Genomic DNA, 17,643 nt, shown 5'->3' on the forward strand with positions numbered 1-17,643 from the left:
CGGTGTGAATCCCACTTTACGTCTTCATGAGCGGTCCGGGGAGTAACAAGCCTGTCGGGAAACCCGGCACGGGCGGCGTCATCCAGCGCCGCGCCCGTCCGTGTCCGAAGGACTGCACCTTGTTCGATCGCGCCAGCTCTTCGAGGGCCCGTTGCACGGTGCGCGCGCTCGTTCCCAGCGCCAGCGCGAGCGCCGAACTCGACCAGGGCTCGCCGTCAGAGAGGAAGGCGAGCACATTGGCGTGCTTCTCCTCGACGGGCCGTGCGAGGACGAGAACCTGCCGCGTGTTGCGCGGCGTCAGCGCAAAACCTTGCCTGGTCGCGCTGACGTCGGCCAGAGGCTTGAGCTTGGTGCGGAGCCGCCCGATTTCGACGCGCAGCCGGGCGCGATGCGATTCGTCGACGTGCCTTGCCTGAAACGCTCCCGTGATCAACGCTTCCCGCGAGACATCGGCCGGCCAGGCCTGCACCAGGATGCGCGCGAGCGCGAACAGCACCGGCCGCGTTCCGAGCGGCACGAGGATGCCTCGCCTGCGAACCGCGTGATGGAACGTGTCCACCACGAGCGCCTCCGATGTCGCGAGGTCCTCGACCTCCTCGAGCAGTAGCGGCCGTTCGTGCCCGCGCGTGATCAAGCGCGCTGCGGGCGTGTCGAGCACGCGGCTCGTGCCTTCGACCTCCGCCGCAAGCGCGGGAATGCCGGCCTGTCGTGCTGCGCTCGCCGCGCGCCCGAGCGCCGCGCGCGCGTCTTTCGTTCGGAGCCGCCGGATGGCGATGCCGGCAATCACGAGCTCGCGGGCGACCTGCGCAGCCGGGGGCAGCGGTGTGGTCTTGATCTCGGCCAGCGTGCGCTCGGCCTCGTCGAGGCGCCCGAGAAGGAGAAGTCTGCGCGCCTCGATGTGACCCGCATAGGCCGCGTTGGCGAGGTCACCGTGGCTTGCGAGCGTCGCCCGCGCGACCACGAGCGTGTTGGCCGGCCAATTCAGGTCGCGCGAGACGAGTGCGATCTCGGCCTCCGCCACCACGCATCTGGCGCGCGCGACCGCCTCTTTCGGGCCGAAGGCGCGTGCGGCGCTGCGCAGCAACGTCTTCGCCTTGGCGAGATCGCCGAGTTGCGCCATCGCGATGCCGCGCAGCGCCAGCGAAGGTGCATCGTTGCGCAGCGCAACGCGGTTCAGCGCGCCGAGCGGATCGCCGGCTTGGAGCGCGCGCGCCGCGGCCGTGATCAGCGACTCCATTCAAATCCCGCCACACTTGTTACTCCCACCACGCAACCGTCCGGTGCGAGAGATCGTTGACGGCCGACAATGTGCGGCGAGGGGCGAGCGGTTCCGCATCTCACACAGCGAGATTCGGAACGGCCGCCCGGGAAAAGTTGGAGAGCCATGATGACATCAGCTGACAACGCAGGAAACAACGGACAAGCCGCCATGCAAACACCGCCGGTGGTATCGCCGCAGGACTGGGAGGCCGCCCGTCAGCAACTGCTCGTGAAGGAAAAGGCGCATACCCGTGCCCGCGATGCCCTGGCGGCCGAGCGCCGGCGCATGCCGTGGATGGAAGTGACCAAAACCTATGCGTTCGAGGGGCCCGGCGGCAAGGTCAGTCTGCACGATCTGTTCCAGGGCCGGCGGCAGCTGATCGTCTACCGTGCGTTCTTCGAGCCGGGCGTGTTCGGCTGGCCGGATCATGCCTGCCGGGGCTGCTCCATGGTGGCCGATCAGGTCGCGCATGTCGCGCACCTCAATGCCCGCGACACCACGCTGGTGTTCGCCTCGCGCGCACCGCAGGCCGATATCGCGCGACTGAAGCAGCAGATGGGCTGGACCATGCCATGGGTCACCGTCACCGACAGTTTCGATGCGGATTTCGGCGTCGACGAATGGCACGGGACCAACGTGTTCTTCCGCGACGGCGACCGGATCTTCCGCACCTATTTCGTCAAGAGCCGGGGCGACGAGCAGATGGGCGGCACCTGGAATTACCTCGACATCACGCCGCTGGGACGGCAGGAGGTCTGGGAGGATTCGCCGAAAGGCTATCCGCAGACGCCGACCTACAAATGGTGGAACTGGCACGACAGCTACACCGAAGGTGCGGCGCCCGACAAGAAATGGGTCGAGATCTCGACCGCGGGCGAGAAGGCTTTTCGCGAGGAGGCGGCTGAAGGACGTGACTAGTCCCGTCAGCGCAATGGCCGGCGCGAGCCGCAACGGTGTGGTGGCCGCGCGCCACCTCGCCAGATGGTTGGGGCTGGCGGCGACGCCGACCTTCGCGATCATGGCCGTGCTGACGGCCATGCTTGATGGCCCGGCGGACATGCTGTGTGGCTCCGGACATGGGGCGATGCTCGGCGGGATGGTGCCGATGTATCTGCTGATGAGCGCGTTTCATTCGGCGGCGTGGCTGAGGCTGATCGCAGATCGGCGGGGCCGGTGGCCCTACTGCGAAGCCGCCTGCAAATAGGCAACGATCTTGCCCGCTTCCTCCGCCGAGACGCCGCCATAGGGCTGCATCTTGTTGCCGGAGACGACCTCGTCCGGCTTGAGCATGAAGCGGGTGAGTTTGTCCTGGTCCCAGACGAAGCCGGCTTCCTTCATCGACGAAGAATAGTTGTAGTTCGGCAGCGCGCCGGCCTTGCGTCCGACGATTTTGTTGAGGGTGGGGCCCAGACGATTGTCGCCCTCTTTCACCGAGTGGCAGGTGCGGCAGGAATTGTTGAAGGCTTGCTGGGCTGCATCGTCGCTCCCCGGCTGCTGTGCGCGCGAGGTGGGCACGGTCAGCAGCAGTGCCACGGCGGCAGCGATCGCGCGCAGGCATTTGCCTTGCGGCGTTTGCGGACGTGATTGCATTCGCGCCTCCATCGGGGATCGCGCCGCAGCACGCGCGCGCATCGGTATGCAGAGGGCCAACGAAAACGGCCCCGGTGGGTTCCGGGGCCGTTTGCGTCACAATGTCCTGTCGCTTACCGCGTTGCGGCTCCGAGTTCTGCGCGGCGCTCCGTCATCGGCAGCACGATCACCTTGGTGCCGACGTTGACGCGGGAGTACAGGTCCGCGACATCGTCATTGGTCAGGCGGATGCAGCCGGAGGAGACGTGCTTGCCGATGGTGTCGGGTGCGTTGGTGCCGTGGATGCGGTAGATGGTGCCGCCGAGATACATGGCGCGGGCGCCGAGCGGATTGCCGGGACCGCCGGCCATGTGGCGCGGCAGATAGGGTTGGCGGGCGATCATCTCCGGCGGCGGGGTCCAATCCGGCCACTCCGCCTTCTTGGTCACCGACTGGGTGCCGGACCAGGTGAAACCGTCGCGGCCGACGCCGATGCCGTAGCGCATCGCCTGGCCAAGGCCGAGCACGAGATAGAGATAGGTGTTGGGCGTATCGATGATGATGGTGCCCGGCGCCTCACGCGTCGCATAGGAGACGGTCTGGCGGCGGAAGCGGGCCGGCGTTTCGACCGCGTCCTGCTCCTCGGACGGCGCGGCCCGATAGGGCGTCGCTTGATAAGGCTGGTACGGCTGCGGCGCTGCGATCGGCGGCAGCGGCCGGAAGAAGGGGAAGAGCTGCACAGGCGCGGCCTTGGCCGGGCCGGCAAACGCGATCGCGGTGACAGCCACTGCGCCAAACGCAACGGCGCGCGAATAAGTCTTCAACGTCTCCAGATTGATCATCGGTCGCCCCTGTTTGCGCGGTGTTTCTTGGTCACCCGGCACCGTTGCGGTGCTCTGTTGCCTAGATCACTAACGGCAAGAAGTTTCGGGACGTTTGCGCGGAAAACCGAAAACGGTTTCGTGGCGGAAAGGATTGTTTCATGACGGTTTCGTGGCTGCGCGGACCCGTTAACGAACAAAACAGCGGGCCGACACTTCCATGACGTCACACGCCTGAAATATCCGTGGTTGATGGTCCTAAGCCGAGAATCATAAAAATCTCGGGATTTCCCCATGCGGGTATTAATCGCGACTGACGCCTGGCATCCGCAGGTCAACGGTGTGGTGCGGACGCTGACCTCGCTGGCTGGCGCGGCCAAGGCATTGGATGTCGAGATCGACTTCCTGACGCCGGACGGCTTTCGGTCATGGCCGTTGCCGACCTATCCAGGGCTGCGCATTGCGCTGCCGAGCGGCAGGGAGATTGGGCGGCGGATCGAGAGGGCGGCGCCGGAGGCGCTGCACATCGCGACCGAAGGGCCGATCGGCTGGGCGGCGCGGGCTTATTGCCGTCGCAACCGGCTCGCCTTCACCACCTCCTACACCACGCGCTTTCCCGAATACGTCTCGGTGCGAACCGGCATCCCCGCGAGCGTCGGCTACGCCGTGCTGCGCCACTTCCACGATGCCGCCGCGATGACGATGGTCGCGACGCCCTCGCTGCGGCAGGAGCTGTCCGAGCGCGGTTTCAAGCGGCTCGGCTTCTGGACCCGCGGCGTCAACACCGAGCTGTTTCATCCGGACTCTCCAGCCAAGCTCGATCTGCCCGGGCCGATCTTCATGACGATGGGCCGCGTGGCGGTGGAGAAGAACCTCGAGGCTTTCCTCTCGCTCGACCTGCCCGGCACCAAGGTCGTCATCGGCGACGGTCCGCAGAAGGCCGGCCTTGAAAAGAAATATCCCGACGTGGTCTTCCTCGGCGAGAAGAAGGGCGCTGACCTCACCGCGCAGCTCGCCGCCGCTGACGTGTTCGTGTTTCCGAGCCTGACCGACACGTTCGGCGTGGTGCAGCTCGAAGCGCTCGCCTGCGGCACGCCGGTTGCGGCGTTCCCGGTGACGGGTCCGAAGGATGTCATCGCAGATCACCCGATCGGCGCGATCGACCACGATTTGCGCGCCGCGTGCCTGCGCGCACTGACCATGTCGCGCGAGACCTGCCGCAACTTCGCGCTGGAGCGCTCCTGGGAAAACAGCGCGCGCCAATTCGTCGGCAACCTCACTTCACTTCAGCCCAGCCGTGCCTTGCGCGCCTCGCCTCGCATGGCGCGGCGGCCGGTGCGCGGCTGATCCCGTTCGACCACAGCGAGAACCTCATCGATGGCTAAGATCATGAACCTTGACGGCACCCAGCAGCTCGACCTCACCCGTGGCACGGTCGAGCAGGCCTATGACCGCTGGGCGCCGGTCTACGACCTCGTGTTCGGAGGCGTGTTCGCAAAAGGCCGGCAGGCCGCGATCGCGGCCACCAACAAGATCGGCGGCCGGGTGCTCGAGGTCGGCGTCGGCACCGGCATCTCGCTGCCGCTCTACGCGCCGCATCTGCGCATCTTCGGCACCGACATCTCGGAGGCGATGCTCGACAAGGCGCGCCAGCGCGTCGCCGAGGGCGGCCTAGAGAACGTCGAGGGCCTCGCGGTGATGGATGCCGAGAAGCTCGAATTCCCCGACAACTCCTTCGACGTCGTGATGGCGCAATACGTCGTCACCGCCGTGCCGAATCCGGAAGTCGCGCTGGACGAATTCGCCCGCGTGCTGCGCCCGGGCGGCGAGCTGATCATCCTCACCCGCGTCAGCGCCGATACCGGCATGCGCCGCTTCATCGAGCAGAAGCTGCAGCCGGTGGTACGTCCGCTCGGTTTCCGCACCGCCGAGTTCGCCTGGTCGCGTTATGCCAAATGGCTGGCCGGTGCCGACGGCATCGAGCTCGCCGAGCGCCGCCTGATCCCGCCGCTCGGTCATTTCTCGCTGGTGCGATTCCGCAAGATCGACGTCGCCAAGGCGGCTTGATCCAAGCTCACGTAACCCGTGCGTCATCGCGCCGCTGCGCATCGTCACATGACAAAATGATGATGTCACACGGCCTACATCGAATCCCTGTAAATCCTGAACCCGAAAGCATTTTGGGGGAGAGCATGATCAAGAACTATCTCGAGCAGCTGCGGATCCAGCGCTGGGACGACCATCGCTACTATCACCACAGCCGCATCAATCAGAGCCTGCACTTCGTCAGCGCGCTGAGCTTCCTGTTCGCCTATGTCTGGCTGTTCGTCGATCCCATGATCTCCGCGCTGGTCGGCTGGCTGGTCTCGATGACCTCGCGCCAGGCCGGCCACTTCTTCTTCGAGCCGCACGGCTACGACCAGATCAACCAGGCGACGCACGAGCACAAGGAAGAGATCAAGGTCGGCTACAACCTTCGGCGCAAGGTGGTACTGATGTCGATCTGGGCGCTGTCGCCGGTGGTGCTGTTGGTCGATCCGACTCTGTTCGGACTGTTCACGCCTTGGGCGGGCGCGACCGACTTCATGCGGCAGGTCGGCAAGATCTGGCTCGTCGTCGGCGGCGGCGGTCTCATGTTCCGCACGGTGCACCTGTTCTTCATCCGCGACATCGGGACCGGTCTTGTCTGGATGACGAAGATCCTGACCGACCCCTTCCACGATTTGATGCTCTACCGCAACGCGCCGCTGGCGCTGATGCGTGGCGAGCTGATGGATCCCGGCCTGCATCTCAAGCCCGAGCACACGCTGGGCCTCATCGGCGAGCCCACGCTCGAAGAGCAGCACGCCTGAGCGCGCCGTTCTCACCAAGGCGTCCGATGTCTGATGGTTGCGTCATGCCCGGGCTCGTCCCGCCTGTGCGGCCGAAGCCGCTTCGGCGAGGCGAAGGCCCGGGCATCCACGTCTTGGAGTTCTCGCGCGGAGACGCGTGGCTGGTCGGGCATAGGCGAGCGGAAGCGACGCCGTCCTTCGGACGGCTGTGCCCGGCCATGACGCCGTTGGAAGAACCAGCCTCAGCGCCCGAAGCGCTTGGCGAGCATCTCTTTCAGGATCTGCCGCTTGATGGTCTTGTTGGTGAGGACGCCATCGTGCCACCAGAAGCCGTCGGCCTTCATCTTCTCGGCCGCGCGGACGAAACGCTCGGCGACCTCGGTGAAATCGGCGTCGGTGTAGTTCAGGCTGAAGATCAGCCTGCCGGTGCCGACCCAGCTCAAGGACAGGCCTTCAGCGCGCAGGTAATATTGCAGCATCCAGTTGTAGCGGGACGGCGTGGTGTATTTCACCGTCCAGATCGACGAGAAGTTTGCGAACCGCACCGGCAGGTCGGCATCGCTCATCATTTGGTTGAGCTTTTGCGCGCGGCCGTTCCAGGTCTCGTCCAGTCCGTCATAGACGGCGCGGAAATTCGGGCTGGCGAGCCGGCTCAGAAACTCGTCCATCGCCGTCATGACGTAGGGGTGCGAGTTGAAGGTGCCGCGGGCGAAGCAGACGTCGGCGGGGCGGTCGTCGCGGAAGCGGCGCATCAGCTCGCGTTTGCCGCAGACCACGCCGACCGGCAGGCCGCCGGCGAGGCTCTTGCCGTAGGTCACCATGTCGGCCTTGACGCCAAAGTATTCCTGGGCGCCGCCGGCAGCGAGACGGAAGCCGACGAAGACCTCGTCGAAGATCAGCACGATGTCGCGCTCAGTGCAGACCTCGCGCAGCTGCTTGAGCCATTCGGTGTAGGCCGCGCGGTCGAAATTACCGCCCCGGGAGGAATCGACCAGCGAGGAATCGCCGGGCGCGTTGCCGTTCGGATGCAGGCCCTGCAGTGGATTGACCAGCACGCAGGCGATGTCCTTGCGCGTGCGCAGCACGTGCAGCGTCTTCTCCGACATCTCGGCGAGGGTGTAGGTCTCGTGCGCGGGAATCGGATTGCCGACGCCGGGCTGCACGTCGCCCCACCAGCCGTGATAGGCGCCGGCGAAACGGACCAGATGCGTGCGCCTGGTGTGGTAGCGCGCGAGCCGCACTGCCTGCATCACGGCCTCGGTGCCGGACATGTGGAAGGAGACTTCGTCGAGGCCCGAGATCTGGCACAGCCGCGCCACGTTCTCGAGGATGACGGGATGGTAGGGGCCGAGCACCGGCCCGAGCGCATGCGCCCGCTTCTCGGAGCCCTCGATGCACTCCTTGTAGAAGTCGTTGCCGAAGATGTTGACGCCGTAGGACCCCGTGAGATCGTAGGAGGTGTTGCCGTCGACATCCGTGACGGTGACGCCGCGCGAGGACTCCACGAAGGTCGAGGTGCCCAAATGCTCGCGAACGAGACGCGAGAACTGGAAAGGCACGCGGTAGGTCTCGGTGAAGTGCAGGTCAGAGATCTTTTCCGCCGCTTCCTTCGTCATCGCGCGGCCCTTGGGGTAGCGCTCGGCGTAGAGGCTTGCGAGGCGGAAGAAGCCGTCCCTGCGCAGGCCTGCGATGTTCGCCGGCGCGCCGTCGCAGGCAAAGTAGGCATCGCCTTCGAATTCGTAGAACGGAAGCAGCTTTGCCACCCGGCGCGACATCTTGGAGTGTCCGGCGAGCGAGCGGTGCTTGGCGCGGGACAATTCGATCCGCGCCTTGATCTTCGGGAAGGCGGCGGCAGCAGACGCTGCGGCGGCCACGGACAAAGAAAGAATCGGGAGTGTCGTTTCCATGACAACAAGCGCTAATACTGTGGGCTGACAGATTCATGACAGTCAAAGCCCTCATCGCCTCTTTCACCCAGCAGGAAGACCTCAACTTCCTGTTGACCAACCGCATCCCGCGCGCCGCGTTGACCCGGTTCATGGGCTGGTTCTCCAAGATCGAGAACCCGCTGGTGCGGGACGGCTCCATCGCGCTGTGGAAGCTGTTCTCCGACCTCGATCTCACGGAGGCGCGCAAGACCCATTTCCGGAGCCTGCACGACTGCTTCACCCGGGAGCTCAAGCCTGGCTTGCGGCGCTTTGATCCGGACCCCTCCATTGTCGCCAGTCCGTCCGACGGCATCGTCGGCGCCCATGGCCGGATCGCCGATACCGAGCTGTTCCAGGTCAAGGGCGCGCCGTACTCGCTGCTCGATTTGCTCGGCGATTCCGTGCTGGTCAACCAGCACCGCAACGGCTCCTTCGTCACGCTGCGGCTGACCTCGAGCATGTATCACCGCTTCCACGCGCCCTTTGACGCGCATATCGAACGCGTCACGCTGATCCATGGCGATGTCTGGAACGTCAACCCGATCGCGCTGAAGCGGGTCGAGCGTCTGTTTTGCAAGAACGAGCGCGCGGTGATCCGCACGCGTTTGCCGACGGGCGAAGCCGTGACGCTGGTGCCGGTCGCCGCGATCCTGGTCGCAAGCATCCGTCTGCATTTCCTCGACATGGTGCTGAATGCGCAGACCAGGGGGGCGATCAATTTTCCCTGCGACGTCAAGGTGAGCAAGGGCGAGGAGCTCGGCTGGTTCGAGCATGGCTCGACCATCATCATCCTCGCGCCCGGCGATTTCAGCTTCTGCGACGGCATCGCCGAAGGCACGCGCATTCGCGCGGGTCAAGCGTTGCTGAGAAAAAACTAGCCTTCAATCCGCCGCGCCGACCGCCTATATCGTTCGTGGGGACGTTCTACGACGACGGATTGGGTGATGGCGCGGGCGCCGGTCATGGCGGCGGGTGGTATTGTGCTGCGGCGAGGTGCGCCGCCGCTGATTGCCGTCGTCCGCCAGCGCAAGCGCAACGAATGGGTTTTGCCCAAGGGCAAGCTCGACGACGGCGAAACGCCGAAGCAAGCCGCGCATCGCGAAGTGCGGGAAGAGACCGGCCACGACGTCGCCATCCACGAATTTTTGGGTACGCTCGTCTATCAGTCAGGTGGCCGCTCCAAGGTCGTGCATTTCTGGCGCATGGAGGCCGGGGGCGGTCCCGTCCGCAAGCTGATGAACGACATCAAGGCGGTCGACTGGCTGACGCTGGAAGACGCGCTCGCGCGCCTGTCGCGCGAGGACGAGCGCGTGTTCCTGACCCAAGTTGGCCCGATCGCGCTCGCCGCGGCGGGGCTTACATCTTCGCCTGCGCCCGAGCCGCCACCGCTGGCGATCGACGATGTCGATGCGGCTTTGCAGACACTGACACCGGCTGAAGCAGCCTCGGTGGGCGAGTTGCGGCACGGTCTGTTGCAGAAGATGAAAGCCTGGCTACGCGGAGAGGCGTGAGTTTTCTTCACCTCGCCCCGCGTTGACGGTGCACCCTCGCCCCTTGTGGGAGAGGGTGGCTCGCCGCGAAGCGGCGAGGCGGGTGAGGGGTGTCTCTCCACGCGCGAAGCTGTCGCAATGGATTCGCGGTGAGAACCCCTCATCCGGCGCTTCGCGCCACCTTCTCCCACAAGGGGAGAAGGAAGAAAGTCACCGCCGCTCCTTCTCCTTCGGAACTGGCGCTGGCCGTCGCGGCGCTGCGGGGCGTTGTGCGGCGGGGAGGCGCTGCTGGAATCCGCCCGGGCGTTGCAGGCCCGGCTGTTGAGCAGCGGGCGGCTGGCCGGGTTGCATGCCGGTGCGCGGCAGTTGCGGCTGCGGACCGGGCTGCTGTTGCGTTCCGCCCGGCTGCGGCGGCGCGACTCCGCCGGGCTGCGTCGGACTCTGTCCACCGCGTCGCGGCCGGGTTTGCGGGGTGCCGTCAGGCTGCGTGCCTTGACCGGCGCGCGGTGGGCCTGCCGGACGTCCCGCGCCTTGTTTCTGGCCTTGTTGCTGCTGACCCTGACCTACGCGCGGCGTGCCGGGCTGCACGGCGCCACCTTGGCCCGGCGCTTGGCCCTGCCGCTGTGGCTGGGCGCCTTGACGGCCTGGCGTGCCTGGCTGTTGCTGCCCTGGACGGTTGTTCTGACCGGGCTGGCCGTTCGGCCGCTGCGGCTGTTGCGGCTGTTGTCCTGGCGCCGTGTTCGGCCGCAATTGTTGCTGTTGCGGCGGCTGGAACGGCCGCGGAATGCGCGGGCTCGCGGTCGGATTGGCGCGGCGGAAGTCGCGCTGCTCGGTGACGATCTGCCGGCCCGTGGTTTGCGCCAGATGCACCTGGCTGACGAAGCCGCGGTCGCGCGCGATCTGCTGTGCGGGAATCGTGATCGGCACCGCGGCAAAGCGCATGACGCCGGCCGCGGCTGCGCCCGGCCGGATCGCAAAACCGCTCGCGCCTTGCGTCAGCGCGCCGAGCCGGGTCCCACTTGTGCGGTCGTCGACGTCGATGTGTCCGACCCGGCCATCGGCGTCGGGATAGAGCTTGATGTTGACGTTGTTGGTCTTGTTCGCGGCCGCGCCTTCCGGCACCTCGACCACGCCCGTGGTGCCGCGGATGCCGAGCGTGGCCGTCGGCGTCGTGATCTTCATGTCGCCGGTCTTTGCCACCGCCGCCGCGACGAAGGCGACCGTGCCCTTGCCTATGTCGAAGATGCCTGCGTTGTGCTTGCCGCCGTCCTCATAGACGTAAGTGTCGATGGTGATCTTCGTGCTGGCGGAGAGGTTGAACGTGGTCGCGTCGTCGAAGGTGATGCCGAGCGATGAGTTCGACGAAGTCTGCACGACGTCGTTGAGATAGATGTCGTCGCGCACGCGCAGCGGATAGGAATTTTTGTCGCGGATCACGGTCGCGATGCCCGTCACCGTCGCAACGTTGCCGATCGGCTCGACGGCAGCGGGCTGCGCCTCGGTCGCGGGAGCGGGTGAAGCCGATGGCGTCGGCGAAGGGGCGGGCGACGGCTGCGCTTCTGGCTGCGCCTGCGCAAGCTCGATCGCATCGAATCCGAACGCAACGCTCGCGCCGGCCGGCGGCGACGCCAGCAGCACAAGCGCGAACATGAAGCGGCGCCAGGCCACGGTAAGAGTCACGAAGAATCCCGGTGAGAGATCGACCGATATCAGCCGCGTACAGCTGAACGGCGGATGAATGTCTATCGCACGGAGGCGGTGAACGTTCAAACGGTACGCGATGCTAGCTTGCGGCCAAGCCTCTCCACCGTCATGGCCGGGCTTGCCCCGGCCATCCACGCCTTGAAGCGCGGGACTAAGAACGTGGATGCCCGGGCCTTCGCCTCGCCGAAGCGGCTTCGGCCGCGCAGGCGGGACAAGCCCGGGCATGACGAAGAATGTGCATGTGTTGGAGACGACGCCTGCGGCGTCAGCTCACGCGCTTCCAGGTCTGGCCGCCGCAGAACATGCCGCCGAAGGCGCAGCCCTGCACGCGCATTGCATTCGGGCCCTTCATCGCGATCGTCGAGTTGTAATTGCGGCCGGAGTCGGGATCGTGGATACGGCCGCTCCACTTCGCGCCGTCGGGCTTCATGTTGATCAGGATGCGCTCGTTGGTCTTTGCGGCGTAGCCGCAGAGATTGACGCCGCACTGTTCGACGCGGACATTGCCCTTGTTCTCTTCGGTGGCCCAGACGCCGATCGGTGTGTTGGCAACCGCGACAGGCGCGGCGGGCACCGGGGCCGGAGCAACCGCGACCGGCGCGGGCGCAGGAGCGGGAGCCGCAACGGGCGCGGTCTGCGTCGTGGCGTCGTAACCGACGGACGGAACAGCGGCAACCGTCGTGCTCGGTGCTGCGATAGCGGGCGCTGCCGGCGCAGTCGCCTGCACCGGGGGCTGCTGCACGGGATGCTGCTGCACCGGAGCCGGCGCGGGCTGCGCGGTCGTGGCAGGAGCCGGCGTGGTGTCGACGTCATCGTCTTTGGAGCCAAGGCCCTTGAGGTTGATGTTGTTCAGCTTGATCGGCTTGTCCGAGAGGCCCGGCGCGACGATGGTCACGCAATTGAGCGAGGCGCAGTTGCGTGGCGTCTCGATGCGGATGTTCTGGCCTTCGATCTGGAACGAGATCGCATTGCCGGCATGCGCGGCGGCGGTGGACGCGAGGAAGAGGGCGGTGGCGGCGATGGTGAGCTTGTTCATGACAACCTCCGAAGATGTGTGGTCCCGATGGGACTGAAGTCGCGGGTGGATGAAGCGTGGTTCGACCCTACGCCGGGCTGGCCGGACGTTCTGTGATAGACGTCACAACGGCTCGCCGCGGCTGGGTGACGCAGCGCACATTCGGTCGCGATTCCATTTGCGTAACGTCGTCGCCACACAGAGGGAGGCGCCGATGACGCGGCTTGTGACTTCGCTTGGCACATTGATCGCGCTGCTGGCGATTGCGCCCGCAGCCGAGGCCGGGTCTTACGCGTTCTCGATTGGCGGTCATCGATTTCAGGTCGAGGCGCCCAGGAATTGCCGATCGGCTTCCTGTGTCTCGGTTTCCTCCCATCGCAGCTTTCGGCCTGACGTCGACACGACGCCAGCCCCTGCGCCGGTGCTTCCGCCGCCGCAGCCGCTCTATCCCGTGGCTCCGGTCAGGCCAGCGCAAGCGATTGCGGTCGCGCCTGCGACGGCGCAGACGGCTCCTGTCCTTGCCTCAACGACCTCGCAGCCAATTGTCCTGCCGCAGGCGCCAAGCTCCAATCCGCCACGGGTGGAGCTACCGCAGACGGATCCGCCGAAGACCGTCGCGCTCGATCCGCCGCGCATGGAGGCACCCGTCGTCGCGCCAAGGCCGCAGCTCGAGCAGGCCGTGACGAGCCCTGAGCGCGGCGACGACGAACTCTCCTATTTGCCGCTCGGCGAATGGGAGAGCGCAGGCGCCAAGGGCACGGTCCGCATCGAACGCTGCGGTCCTGCACTGTGCGGCTTCGCGCTGACTGAAGCATCGACCAGGGGCGAGAGCGTGCTCGTCAACATGAAGCCGAAAACGCACGACGTCTGGACCGGCAACATCTACAGCCGCTCCAGCGGCAGTACCTATTATGCGAGGATGACGCTGAAGAGCTCCGGCAAGCTTCACGTCGAAGCCTGCGACTGGGCCATTTCTGGTGTTCCGGCAACGACTGGACGCGAGCCGAAGAGCGGCCGGAGAAGCTGATCGCGACGTCGCGGCAGTGGAGCGCGCGGTCGTAAGGGAAGCGTTCGATACCTCCGGCTGAAGCCGCTAGATCATGCCGAGCACGATGGCACCGACAAAGGCCATGGCGAGGTACGCGGTGATAACGCTCAGTCTCCCGGCGAACGTCATGAGGTCGCTCCCGCTGTCGCGCCGCCTTGCGCGAGAGGATCATGGTTAACAGAGAGTCTCTTTTCGAAAAAGTCAGCCTTGCTGTCGCTCGTCACCGGCAGCGCTCCTGCTGGCGCCGGCCGACATGGTTAAAGAACACTGAAATCAACACGTTGAAGAGTCTTTAAGTAAATTCACCGAACGTGCGTGCATGACGCGCGGAGTTCGTTTGTATCTCGTCGGCTCCATCGTCCTTGTTTCGTTTGCGGGTTGCGGACGCGGCGTCTTCCAGGCCGAACGTGAACCGTGGCGGGCCGAGGCCGAAGCCGCATGCCTGAAATCAGGCGCGGTGAAAGAAGGGCCGGATCTCGTCCGCATCGACCCGATTTCCGGGCCGGGCATGTGCGGCGCGGAGTTTCCGCTCAAGGTCGCCGCCCTCGGCGAAGGCTCGAGCAGTTACGGCTTTGCCGATGAGGATTTGCGACCACCCGGGAGCATCGGCAACCAGCCGCGCTGGCCGGTGACGCAGCCCCGATCGAATTACCCGCAAAGCCAGAACTATCCGCAACGCTCGAACTATCCCGAGAGCGCGGTGCGGCAGCCTTCCGGCTATGGCGCTTCGCCTGGCCCGATGCCGTTGAATGCGCCCGGCGTGGCGCAGCAGGAGGACGAGATCGATTTGCCGCCCGAGGGCACCGATGCCGCGGGCGCGTCGCGCTACATGAATGCGCCGAGCTATCCAGCGCGGCCGGCGCCGTATTCGCAGGCGCCCGCGCAGCAACCGCCGCCGCGTCTTGGTCCGGCACGGGGCGATCCCGTCACCGCCGTCGGCCCTGTTGCGATCAAGCCGGTTGCGACGCTGGCCTGTCCGATCGTATCCGAGCTCGACCGCTGGCTCGCCGACACCGTGCAGCCCTCGGCGATGCGCTGGTTCGGCACCCGCGTCGCGGAGATCAAGCAGATCTCCGCCTATTCCTGCCGCGGCATGAACGGCAATTCGCATGCCCATATTTCCGAGCACGCCTTCGGCAATGCGCTCGACATCGCCGCCTTCGTGCTCGCCGACGGCCGCCGCGTCACCGTGAAGGATGGCTGGCGCGGCATGCCGGAAGAGCAGGGCTTCCTGCGCGACGTGCAGTCGGGCGCGTGCGTGCATTTCACCACGGTGCTGGCGCCGGGCTCGAACGTCTATCATTACGATCACATCCACGTCGATCTGATGCGCCGCGCCAGCCGCCGGCTGATCTGCCAGCCCGCCGCCGTCTCCGGCGAAGAGGTCGCCGGGCGCGCGGGCGGGCGCAATCCCTATGCGAATGCACGCGATCCCTCCGTGACCGGCTCGCTGGGTACGCGCAAGAGCATGGCGCGAAAGCACGAAGAGGACGAGTACGCCGACGATTGAGGATTGCGCGTGGCCCGTAGCCTGGATTACGGGCGGCGCAATCCAGGCAAGGCGTTCCCGCATTCCGCTTCGCTCCATGCGGGCTACGACCCCATGCCGGCCCGCCTCGCGCTGAGCCCTGCCTGTTCAGTCGACGCCGCGTCTTTGGCAGAGCGCATCTCGGGCGCAAAAATTTGCGCACGCGCAAATCTCGCCTAAGCCATTGAAATCATCAATACAATCCTGCCGTGACGGGCTTTTCCCGCAGTTGGCACGGTCGCTGCAATGAGGAGGCCGCCACGAAGCGGCGCTGCCGGCGCCGTGAGCCAGCGGATCCCGTCATGCAGATGCCTGTCAGCCCTCCTTATTCGGATCTCGAACAGCGCGTGCTGTCGCGCATCACGGAGGAGCGCTGGCTTGAGCTGGCATCCGAGCTGATCCGCACCGGTCAGCCCCGTTCCGGCAATCCGCTGGATCCCGATTTGCCGCCCGCCGAGGAAGAGGCGATCTCGATGCTGGTCGCGGGCAAGCTCGAAGCGCTCGGCATGGAGGTCACCAAGCACAGCGCGCAGCCGCACCGGCCGAACGTGCTGGGCGTGCTCAAGGGACGGGACGGCGCCCCCTCGCTCATTCTCAACGACCATCTCGACACCTATCCGGCCGTCGAGCCCGAGAAATGGCACATGACGGATTTCGATCCGTTCAAGGCGACGCGCCACGGCGATCTGCTCTATGCGCGCGGCACGTCCGACACGCGCGGAAACCTGGCGGCATCCTTGCTCGCCGTGCAGGCGCTGACCGAAGCGGGCGTGAAGTTCGATGGCACCTTGATGTGCTGCTACACCGTCGATGAGGAGCGGAACGGCACCGAAGGCTCCATCTACATGCTCAACAAGATTGGCCTGACCGCCGACTACGAGATCACCGCCGAGCCGACCGCCTGGGGCGACGTCAACACGGACTGGGGCATGAACCTGTCGGTGGCCAATTCCGGCCACTGCCTGATCGAGCTCACCGTTCACGGCATCAAGTCGCACATCTGGCGACCGGACATCAGCGTCAACGCCATCATGGAAGCGGCAAAGCTGTTGCCGAGGTTGAAGGACATGGCGTTCACCCATGTCCCCAGCAAGTTCATGGGGCATACGCCGCCCTGCTGCGCCGTGGTGCGGATTCGGTCCGGCCTGCCCGGCGAGATGCAGTTCTCCCCGGATGCCTGCACCATCACGCTCGCCGTGGTCGGCATCGTGCCGGGCATGACGCTATCGAGCGTGATTGCGGACATCGAGCGTCTCGGACGGGACACTTTTGCGGGCGTGAACGACGTCAAGGTCGAGGTGCGCCAGGTGCCGGGCTCGCTGTTCGTCAACGCGACCGAACCGGTGCCGGTCGAGGAGGAGCCCTGCCGCTCCTTGCGCGCGGTTTACCGGCGTCTGATGGGCCGCGAGCCCGGGGTCAACCGCAAGAATGCCTTCAACGACACGATCCGCTTCCGCGAAGCCGGAATCAATGCGGTGACGTTCGGTCCCGGAGAAGACGGCTGGGCCGTCGACAACGAGAACATCTCGATCACCAAGTCGGTGATGGCGACGCGGATCTACGCGCTGACCATCATGCAGATCCTGGGAGTGCGGACATGAGCGTCGAGGCGACCCATATGACGATTCCAATCTCGCCGGATCGCACCCGACGCGGCAGCTTCCGGCTGCGGCTTCCGAAGGTCTCGCGATCGGTGCTGCTCTCGACGCTGACCGTGGCCGTGCTGCTGGCCGGCTGGGCCATCGTCACGGAGATGGGCTGGGCCAACGAGCTGTTCCTGCCGAAGCCGCAGGCGGTCTGGGCCGCGTTCGTCAAGACGATGACGAAGGGATATCAGGGCGCGACGCTGCTTCAGCATCTCGGCGCAAGCCTCTATCGTATCCTCACGGCTTTCACGCTGGCCTGCCTGATCGGCATCCCGCTCGGCGTCCTCATGGGCGTGTCGCGCAACGCACGCGCGCTGCTCAATCCGTTGATCGAGTTCTACCGGCCACTGCCGCCGCTCGGACTTTATACGCTGCTGGTGATGTGGCTCGGCATCGGTGAGAGCTCGAAGCTGTCGCTGCTGTTTCTTGCCGGTTTGCCGGGCATCGTCATCTCGACCATCCAGGCCGTCACCAGCGTGGACCCGGTCTATGTGCGCGCCGCCCAGTCGCTCGGCGCGACCCGGCGCCATTTGCTGTTTCACGTCTATTTGCCGGCGGCGGGACCGCTGATTCTGGCCGGCATGCGTATCTCGCTCGGATTCACCTACACCGTTCTCGTCGCCGCCGAAATCGTCGCCGCCTCCGCCGGCATCGGCTGGATGATCTGGGACGCCGCGAAATTCCTGCTCTCCGACGTCGTGATCATGGGGCTGATCGTGCTCGGCCTCACCGGCGTCGTGCTCGACCTCATGATGCGCGGCATCGCGAAACTGTTGATGCCGTGGGCCTGAATCCAATTCTG

General features: G+C 65.8%; 17 protein-coding genes. 11 read left to right on the forward strand and 6 right to left on the reverse strand.

All coding sequences use genetic code 11. The features are described from left to right. Positions 1-16 precede the first annotated feature (16 nt). Positions 17-1,237, reverse strand: coding sequence for a hypothetical protein (locus IVA93_RS08835; protein ID WP_018454168.1), 1,221 nt, complete (start codon positions 1,235-1,237; stop codon positions 17-19). A 147-nt stretch (positions 1,238-1,384) separates the two neighbouring features. Here IVA93_RS08835 and IVA93_RS08840 point away from each other — a divergent pair, with 147 nt between their 5' ends. Together IVA93_RS08840 and IVA93_RS08845 are read left to right on the forward strand one after the other, a co-directional pair. Beyond that, positions 1,385-2,179, forward strand: a complete 795-nt coding sequence (locus IVA93_RS08840; RefSeq protein ID WP_018454169.1) for a DUF899 domain-containing protein — start codon at positions 1,385-1,387, stop codon at positions 2,177-2,179. Further along, the gene (locus IVA93_RS08845; RefSeq protein WP_039798961.1) at positions 2,172-2,465 is read left to right on the forward strand and encodes a hypothetical protein; all 294 of its coding nucleotides are present in this window, start codon (positions 2,172-2,174) and stop codon (positions 2,463-2,465) included. The genes IVA93_RS08840 and IVA93_RS08845 overlap by 8 nt, the downstream gene beginning before the upstream one ends. Here the strand turns inward: IVA93_RS08845 and IVA93_RS08850 are convergent. Both IVA93_RS08850 and IVA93_RS08855 read right to left on the reverse strand, forming a co-directional pair. Then, a complete protein-coding gene (locus tag IVA93_RS08850; protein WP_247542068.1) occupies positions 2,441-2,851 on the reverse strand; it encodes a c-type cytochrome in 411 nt (136 codons plus the stop codon). The two genes, IVA93_RS08845 and IVA93_RS08850, sit on opposite strands and share 25 nt — an antisense overlap. Before the next feature lie 113 nt (positions 2,852-2,964). Next, a complete protein-coding gene (locus tag IVA93_RS08855) occupies positions 2,965-3,672 on the reverse strand; it encodes a L,D-transpeptidase (protein ID WP_018454172.1) in 708 nt (235 codons plus the stop codon). Between the two features lie 273 nt (positions 3,673-3,945). Here IVA93_RS08855 and IVA93_RS08860 point away from each other — a divergent pair, with 273 nt between their 5' ends. The 3 genes from IVA93_RS08860 (at position 3,946) to IVA93_RS08870 (ending at position 6,503) form a co-directional block, all read left to right on the forward strand. Further along, a complete protein-coding gene (locus IVA93_RS08860; protein ID WP_247453872.1) occupies positions 3,946-4,998 on the forward strand; it encodes a glycosyltransferase family 4 protein in 1,053 nt (350 codons plus the stop codon). 30 nt (positions 4,999-5,028) lie between these two features. After that, positions 5,029-5,718 carry a class I SAM-dependent methyltransferase gene (locus IVA93_RS08865; protein ID WP_026232678.1) on the forward strand — a complete coding sequence of 230 codons (690 nt, stop codon included), beginning with the start codon at positions 5,029-5,031 and terminating at the stop codon, positions 5,716-5,718. A 125-nt stretch (positions 5,719-5,843) separates the two neighbouring features. After that, the gene (locus IVA93_RS08870) at positions 5,844-6,503 is read left to right on the forward strand and encodes a hypothetical protein (RefSeq protein WP_018454175.1); all 660 of its coding nucleotides are present in this window, start codon (positions 5,844-5,846) and stop codon (positions 6,501-6,503) included. A gap of 221 nt (positions 6,504-6,724) precedes the next feature. Here IVA93_RS08870 and IVA93_RS08875 read toward each other — a convergent pair whose 3' ends face one another. Further along, positions 6,725-8,389: an aminotransferase class III-fold pyridoxal phosphate-dependent enzyme gene (locus IVA93_RS08875; RefSeq protein ID WP_026232679.1), complete on the reverse strand. Its 1,665-nt coding sequence runs from the start codon at positions 8,387-8,389 to the stop codon at positions 6,725-6,727. A gap of 35 nt (positions 8,390-8,424) precedes the next feature. Between IVA93_RS08875 and asd the strand changes: the two genes are divergently transcribed. Together asd and IVA93_RS08885 are read left to right on the forward strand one after the other, a co-directional pair. Next, the gene (gene asd, locus IVA93_RS08880) at positions 8,425-9,288 is read left to right on the forward strand and encodes an archaetidylserine decarboxylase (protein ID WP_018454177.1); all 864 of its coding nucleotides are present in this window, start codon (positions 8,425-8,427) and stop codon (positions 9,286-9,288) included. A gap of 66 nt (positions 9,289-9,354) precedes the next feature. After that, positions 9,355-9,921: an NUDIX hydrolase gene (locus tag IVA93_RS08885; RefSeq protein ID WP_018454178.1), complete on the forward strand. Its 567-nt coding sequence runs from the start codon at positions 9,355-9,357 to the stop codon at positions 9,919-9,921. A 189-nt stretch (positions 9,922-10,110) separates the two neighbouring features. Here the strand turns inward: IVA93_RS08885 and IVA93_RS08890 are convergent, their stop codons facing one another. Both IVA93_RS08890 and IVA93_RS08895 read right to left on the reverse strand, forming a co-directional pair. Beyond that, positions 10,111-11,550, reverse strand: a complete 1,440-nt coding sequence (locus IVA93_RS08890) for a FecR family protein (protein ID WP_039799018.1) — start codon at positions 11,548-11,550, stop codon at positions 10,111-10,113. 319 nt (positions 11,551-11,869) lie between these two features. Then, on the reverse strand, positions 11,870-12,640 hold the full coding sequence (locus IVA93_RS08895) for a DUF2147 domain-containing protein (protein ID WP_247454770.1): 771 nt from the start codon (positions 12,638-12,640) through the stop codon (positions 11,870-11,872). 193 nt (positions 12,641-12,833) lie between these two features. Here IVA93_RS08895 and IVA93_RS08900 point away from each other — a divergent pair, with 193 nt between their 5' ends. The 4 genes from IVA93_RS08900 (at position 12,834) to IVA93_RS08915 (ending at position 17,632) form a co-directional block, all read left to right on the forward strand. Continuing rightward, complete coding sequence (locus IVA93_RS08900; RefSeq protein ID WP_247789748.1) at positions 12,834-13,646, forward strand: DUF2147 domain-containing protein; 813 nt, start codon at positions 12,834-12,836, stop codon at positions 13,644-13,646. Between the two features lie 340 nt (positions 13,647-13,986). Further along, positions 13,987-15,177, forward strand: a complete 1,191-nt coding sequence (locus IVA93_RS08905) for an extensin-like domain-containing protein (RefSeq protein ID WP_026232685.1) — start codon at positions 13,987-13,989, stop codon at positions 15,175-15,177. Between the two features lie 320 nt (positions 15,178-15,497). Further along, complete coding sequence (locus IVA93_RS08910) at positions 15,498-16,796, forward strand: M20 family metallopeptidase (RefSeq protein ID WP_018454213.1); 1,299 nt, start codon at positions 15,498-15,500, stop codon at positions 16,794-16,796. Next, positions 16,793-17,632 carry an ABC transporter permease gene (locus tag IVA93_RS08915; protein WP_085349106.1) on the forward strand — a complete coding sequence of 280 codons (840 nt, stop codon included), beginning with the start codon at positions 16,793-16,795 and terminating at the stop codon, positions 17,630-17,632. The genes IVA93_RS08910 and IVA93_RS08915 overlap by 4 nt, the downstream gene beginning before the upstream one ends. Positions 17,633-17,643: the final 11 nt, after the last annotated feature.

Origin of the sequence: Bradyrhizobium sp. 155, from assembly GCF_023101105.1 — a bacterium.
Lineage (GTDB): Bacteria > Pseudomonadota > Alphaproteobacteria > Rhizobiales > Xanthobacteraceae > Bradyrhizobium > Bradyrhizobium canariense_D.

Excerpts from the sequence above, each read along its gene's own strand:
- IVA93_RS08835 (WP_018454168.1), bottom strand. The coding sequence starts at position 1,237 with ATGGAGTCGCTGATCACGGCCGCGGCGCGCGCGCTCCAAGCCGGCGAT.
- IVA93_RS08840 (WP_018454169.1), top strand. The coding sequence starts at position 1,385 with ATGATGACATCAGCTGACAACGCAGGAAACAACGGACAAGCCGCCATG.
- IVA93_RS08850 (WP_247542068.1), bottom strand. The coding sequence starts at position 2,851 with ATGCAATCACGTCCGCAAACGCCGCAAGGCAAATGCCTGCGCGCGATC.
- IVA93_RS08855 (WP_018454172.1), bottom strand. The coding sequence starts at position 3,672 with ATGATCAATCTGGAGACGTTGAAGACTTATTCGCGCGCCGTTGCGTTT.
- IVA93_RS08860 (WP_247453872.1), top strand. The coding sequence starts at position 3,946 with ATGCGGGTATTAATCGCGACTGACGCCTGGCATCCGCAGGTCAACGGT.
- IVA93_RS08865 (WP_026232678.1), top strand. The coding sequence starts at position 5,029 with ATGGCTAAGATCATGAACCTTGACGGCACCCAGCAGCTCGACCTCACC.
- IVA93_RS08870 (WP_018454175.1), top strand. The coding sequence starts at position 5,844 with ATGATCAAGAACTATCTCGAGCAGCTGCGGATCCAGCGCTGGGACGAC.
- IVA93_RS08875 (WP_026232679.1), bottom strand. The coding sequence starts at position 8,389 with ATGGAAACGACACTCCCGATTCTTTCTTTGTCCGTGGCCGCCGCAGCG.
- asd (WP_018454177.1), top strand. The coding sequence starts at position 8,425 with ATGACAGTCAAAGCCCTCATCGCCTCTTTCACCCAGCAGGAAGACCTC.
- IVA93_RS08885 (WP_018454178.1), top strand. The coding sequence starts at position 9,355 with ATGGCGCGGGCGCCGGTCATGGCGGCGGGTGGTATTGTGCTGCGGCGA.
- IVA93_RS08890 (WP_039799018.1), bottom strand. The coding sequence starts at position 11,550 with ATGTTCGCGCTTGTGCTGCTGGCGTCGCCGCCGGCCGGCGCGAGCGTT.
- IVA93_RS08895 (WP_247454770.1), bottom strand. The coding sequence starts at position 12,640 with ATGAACAAGCTCACCATCGCCGCCACCGCCCTCTTCCTCGCGTCCACC.
- IVA93_RS08900 (WP_247789748.1), top strand. The coding sequence starts at position 12,834 with ATGACGCGGCTTGTGACTTCGCTTGGCACATTGATCGCGCTGCTGGCG.
- IVA93_RS08905 (WP_026232685.1), top strand. The coding sequence starts at position 13,987 with ATGACGCGCGGAGTTCGTTTGTATCTCGTCGGCTCCATCGTCCTTGTT.
- IVA93_RS08910 (WP_018454213.1), top strand. The coding sequence starts at position 15,498 with ATGCAGATGCCTGTCAGCCCTCCTTATTCGGATCTCGAACAGCGCGTG.
- IVA93_RS08915 (WP_085349106.1), top strand. The coding sequence starts at position 16,793 with ATGAGCGTCGAGGCGACCCATATGACGATTCCAATCTCGCCGGATCGC.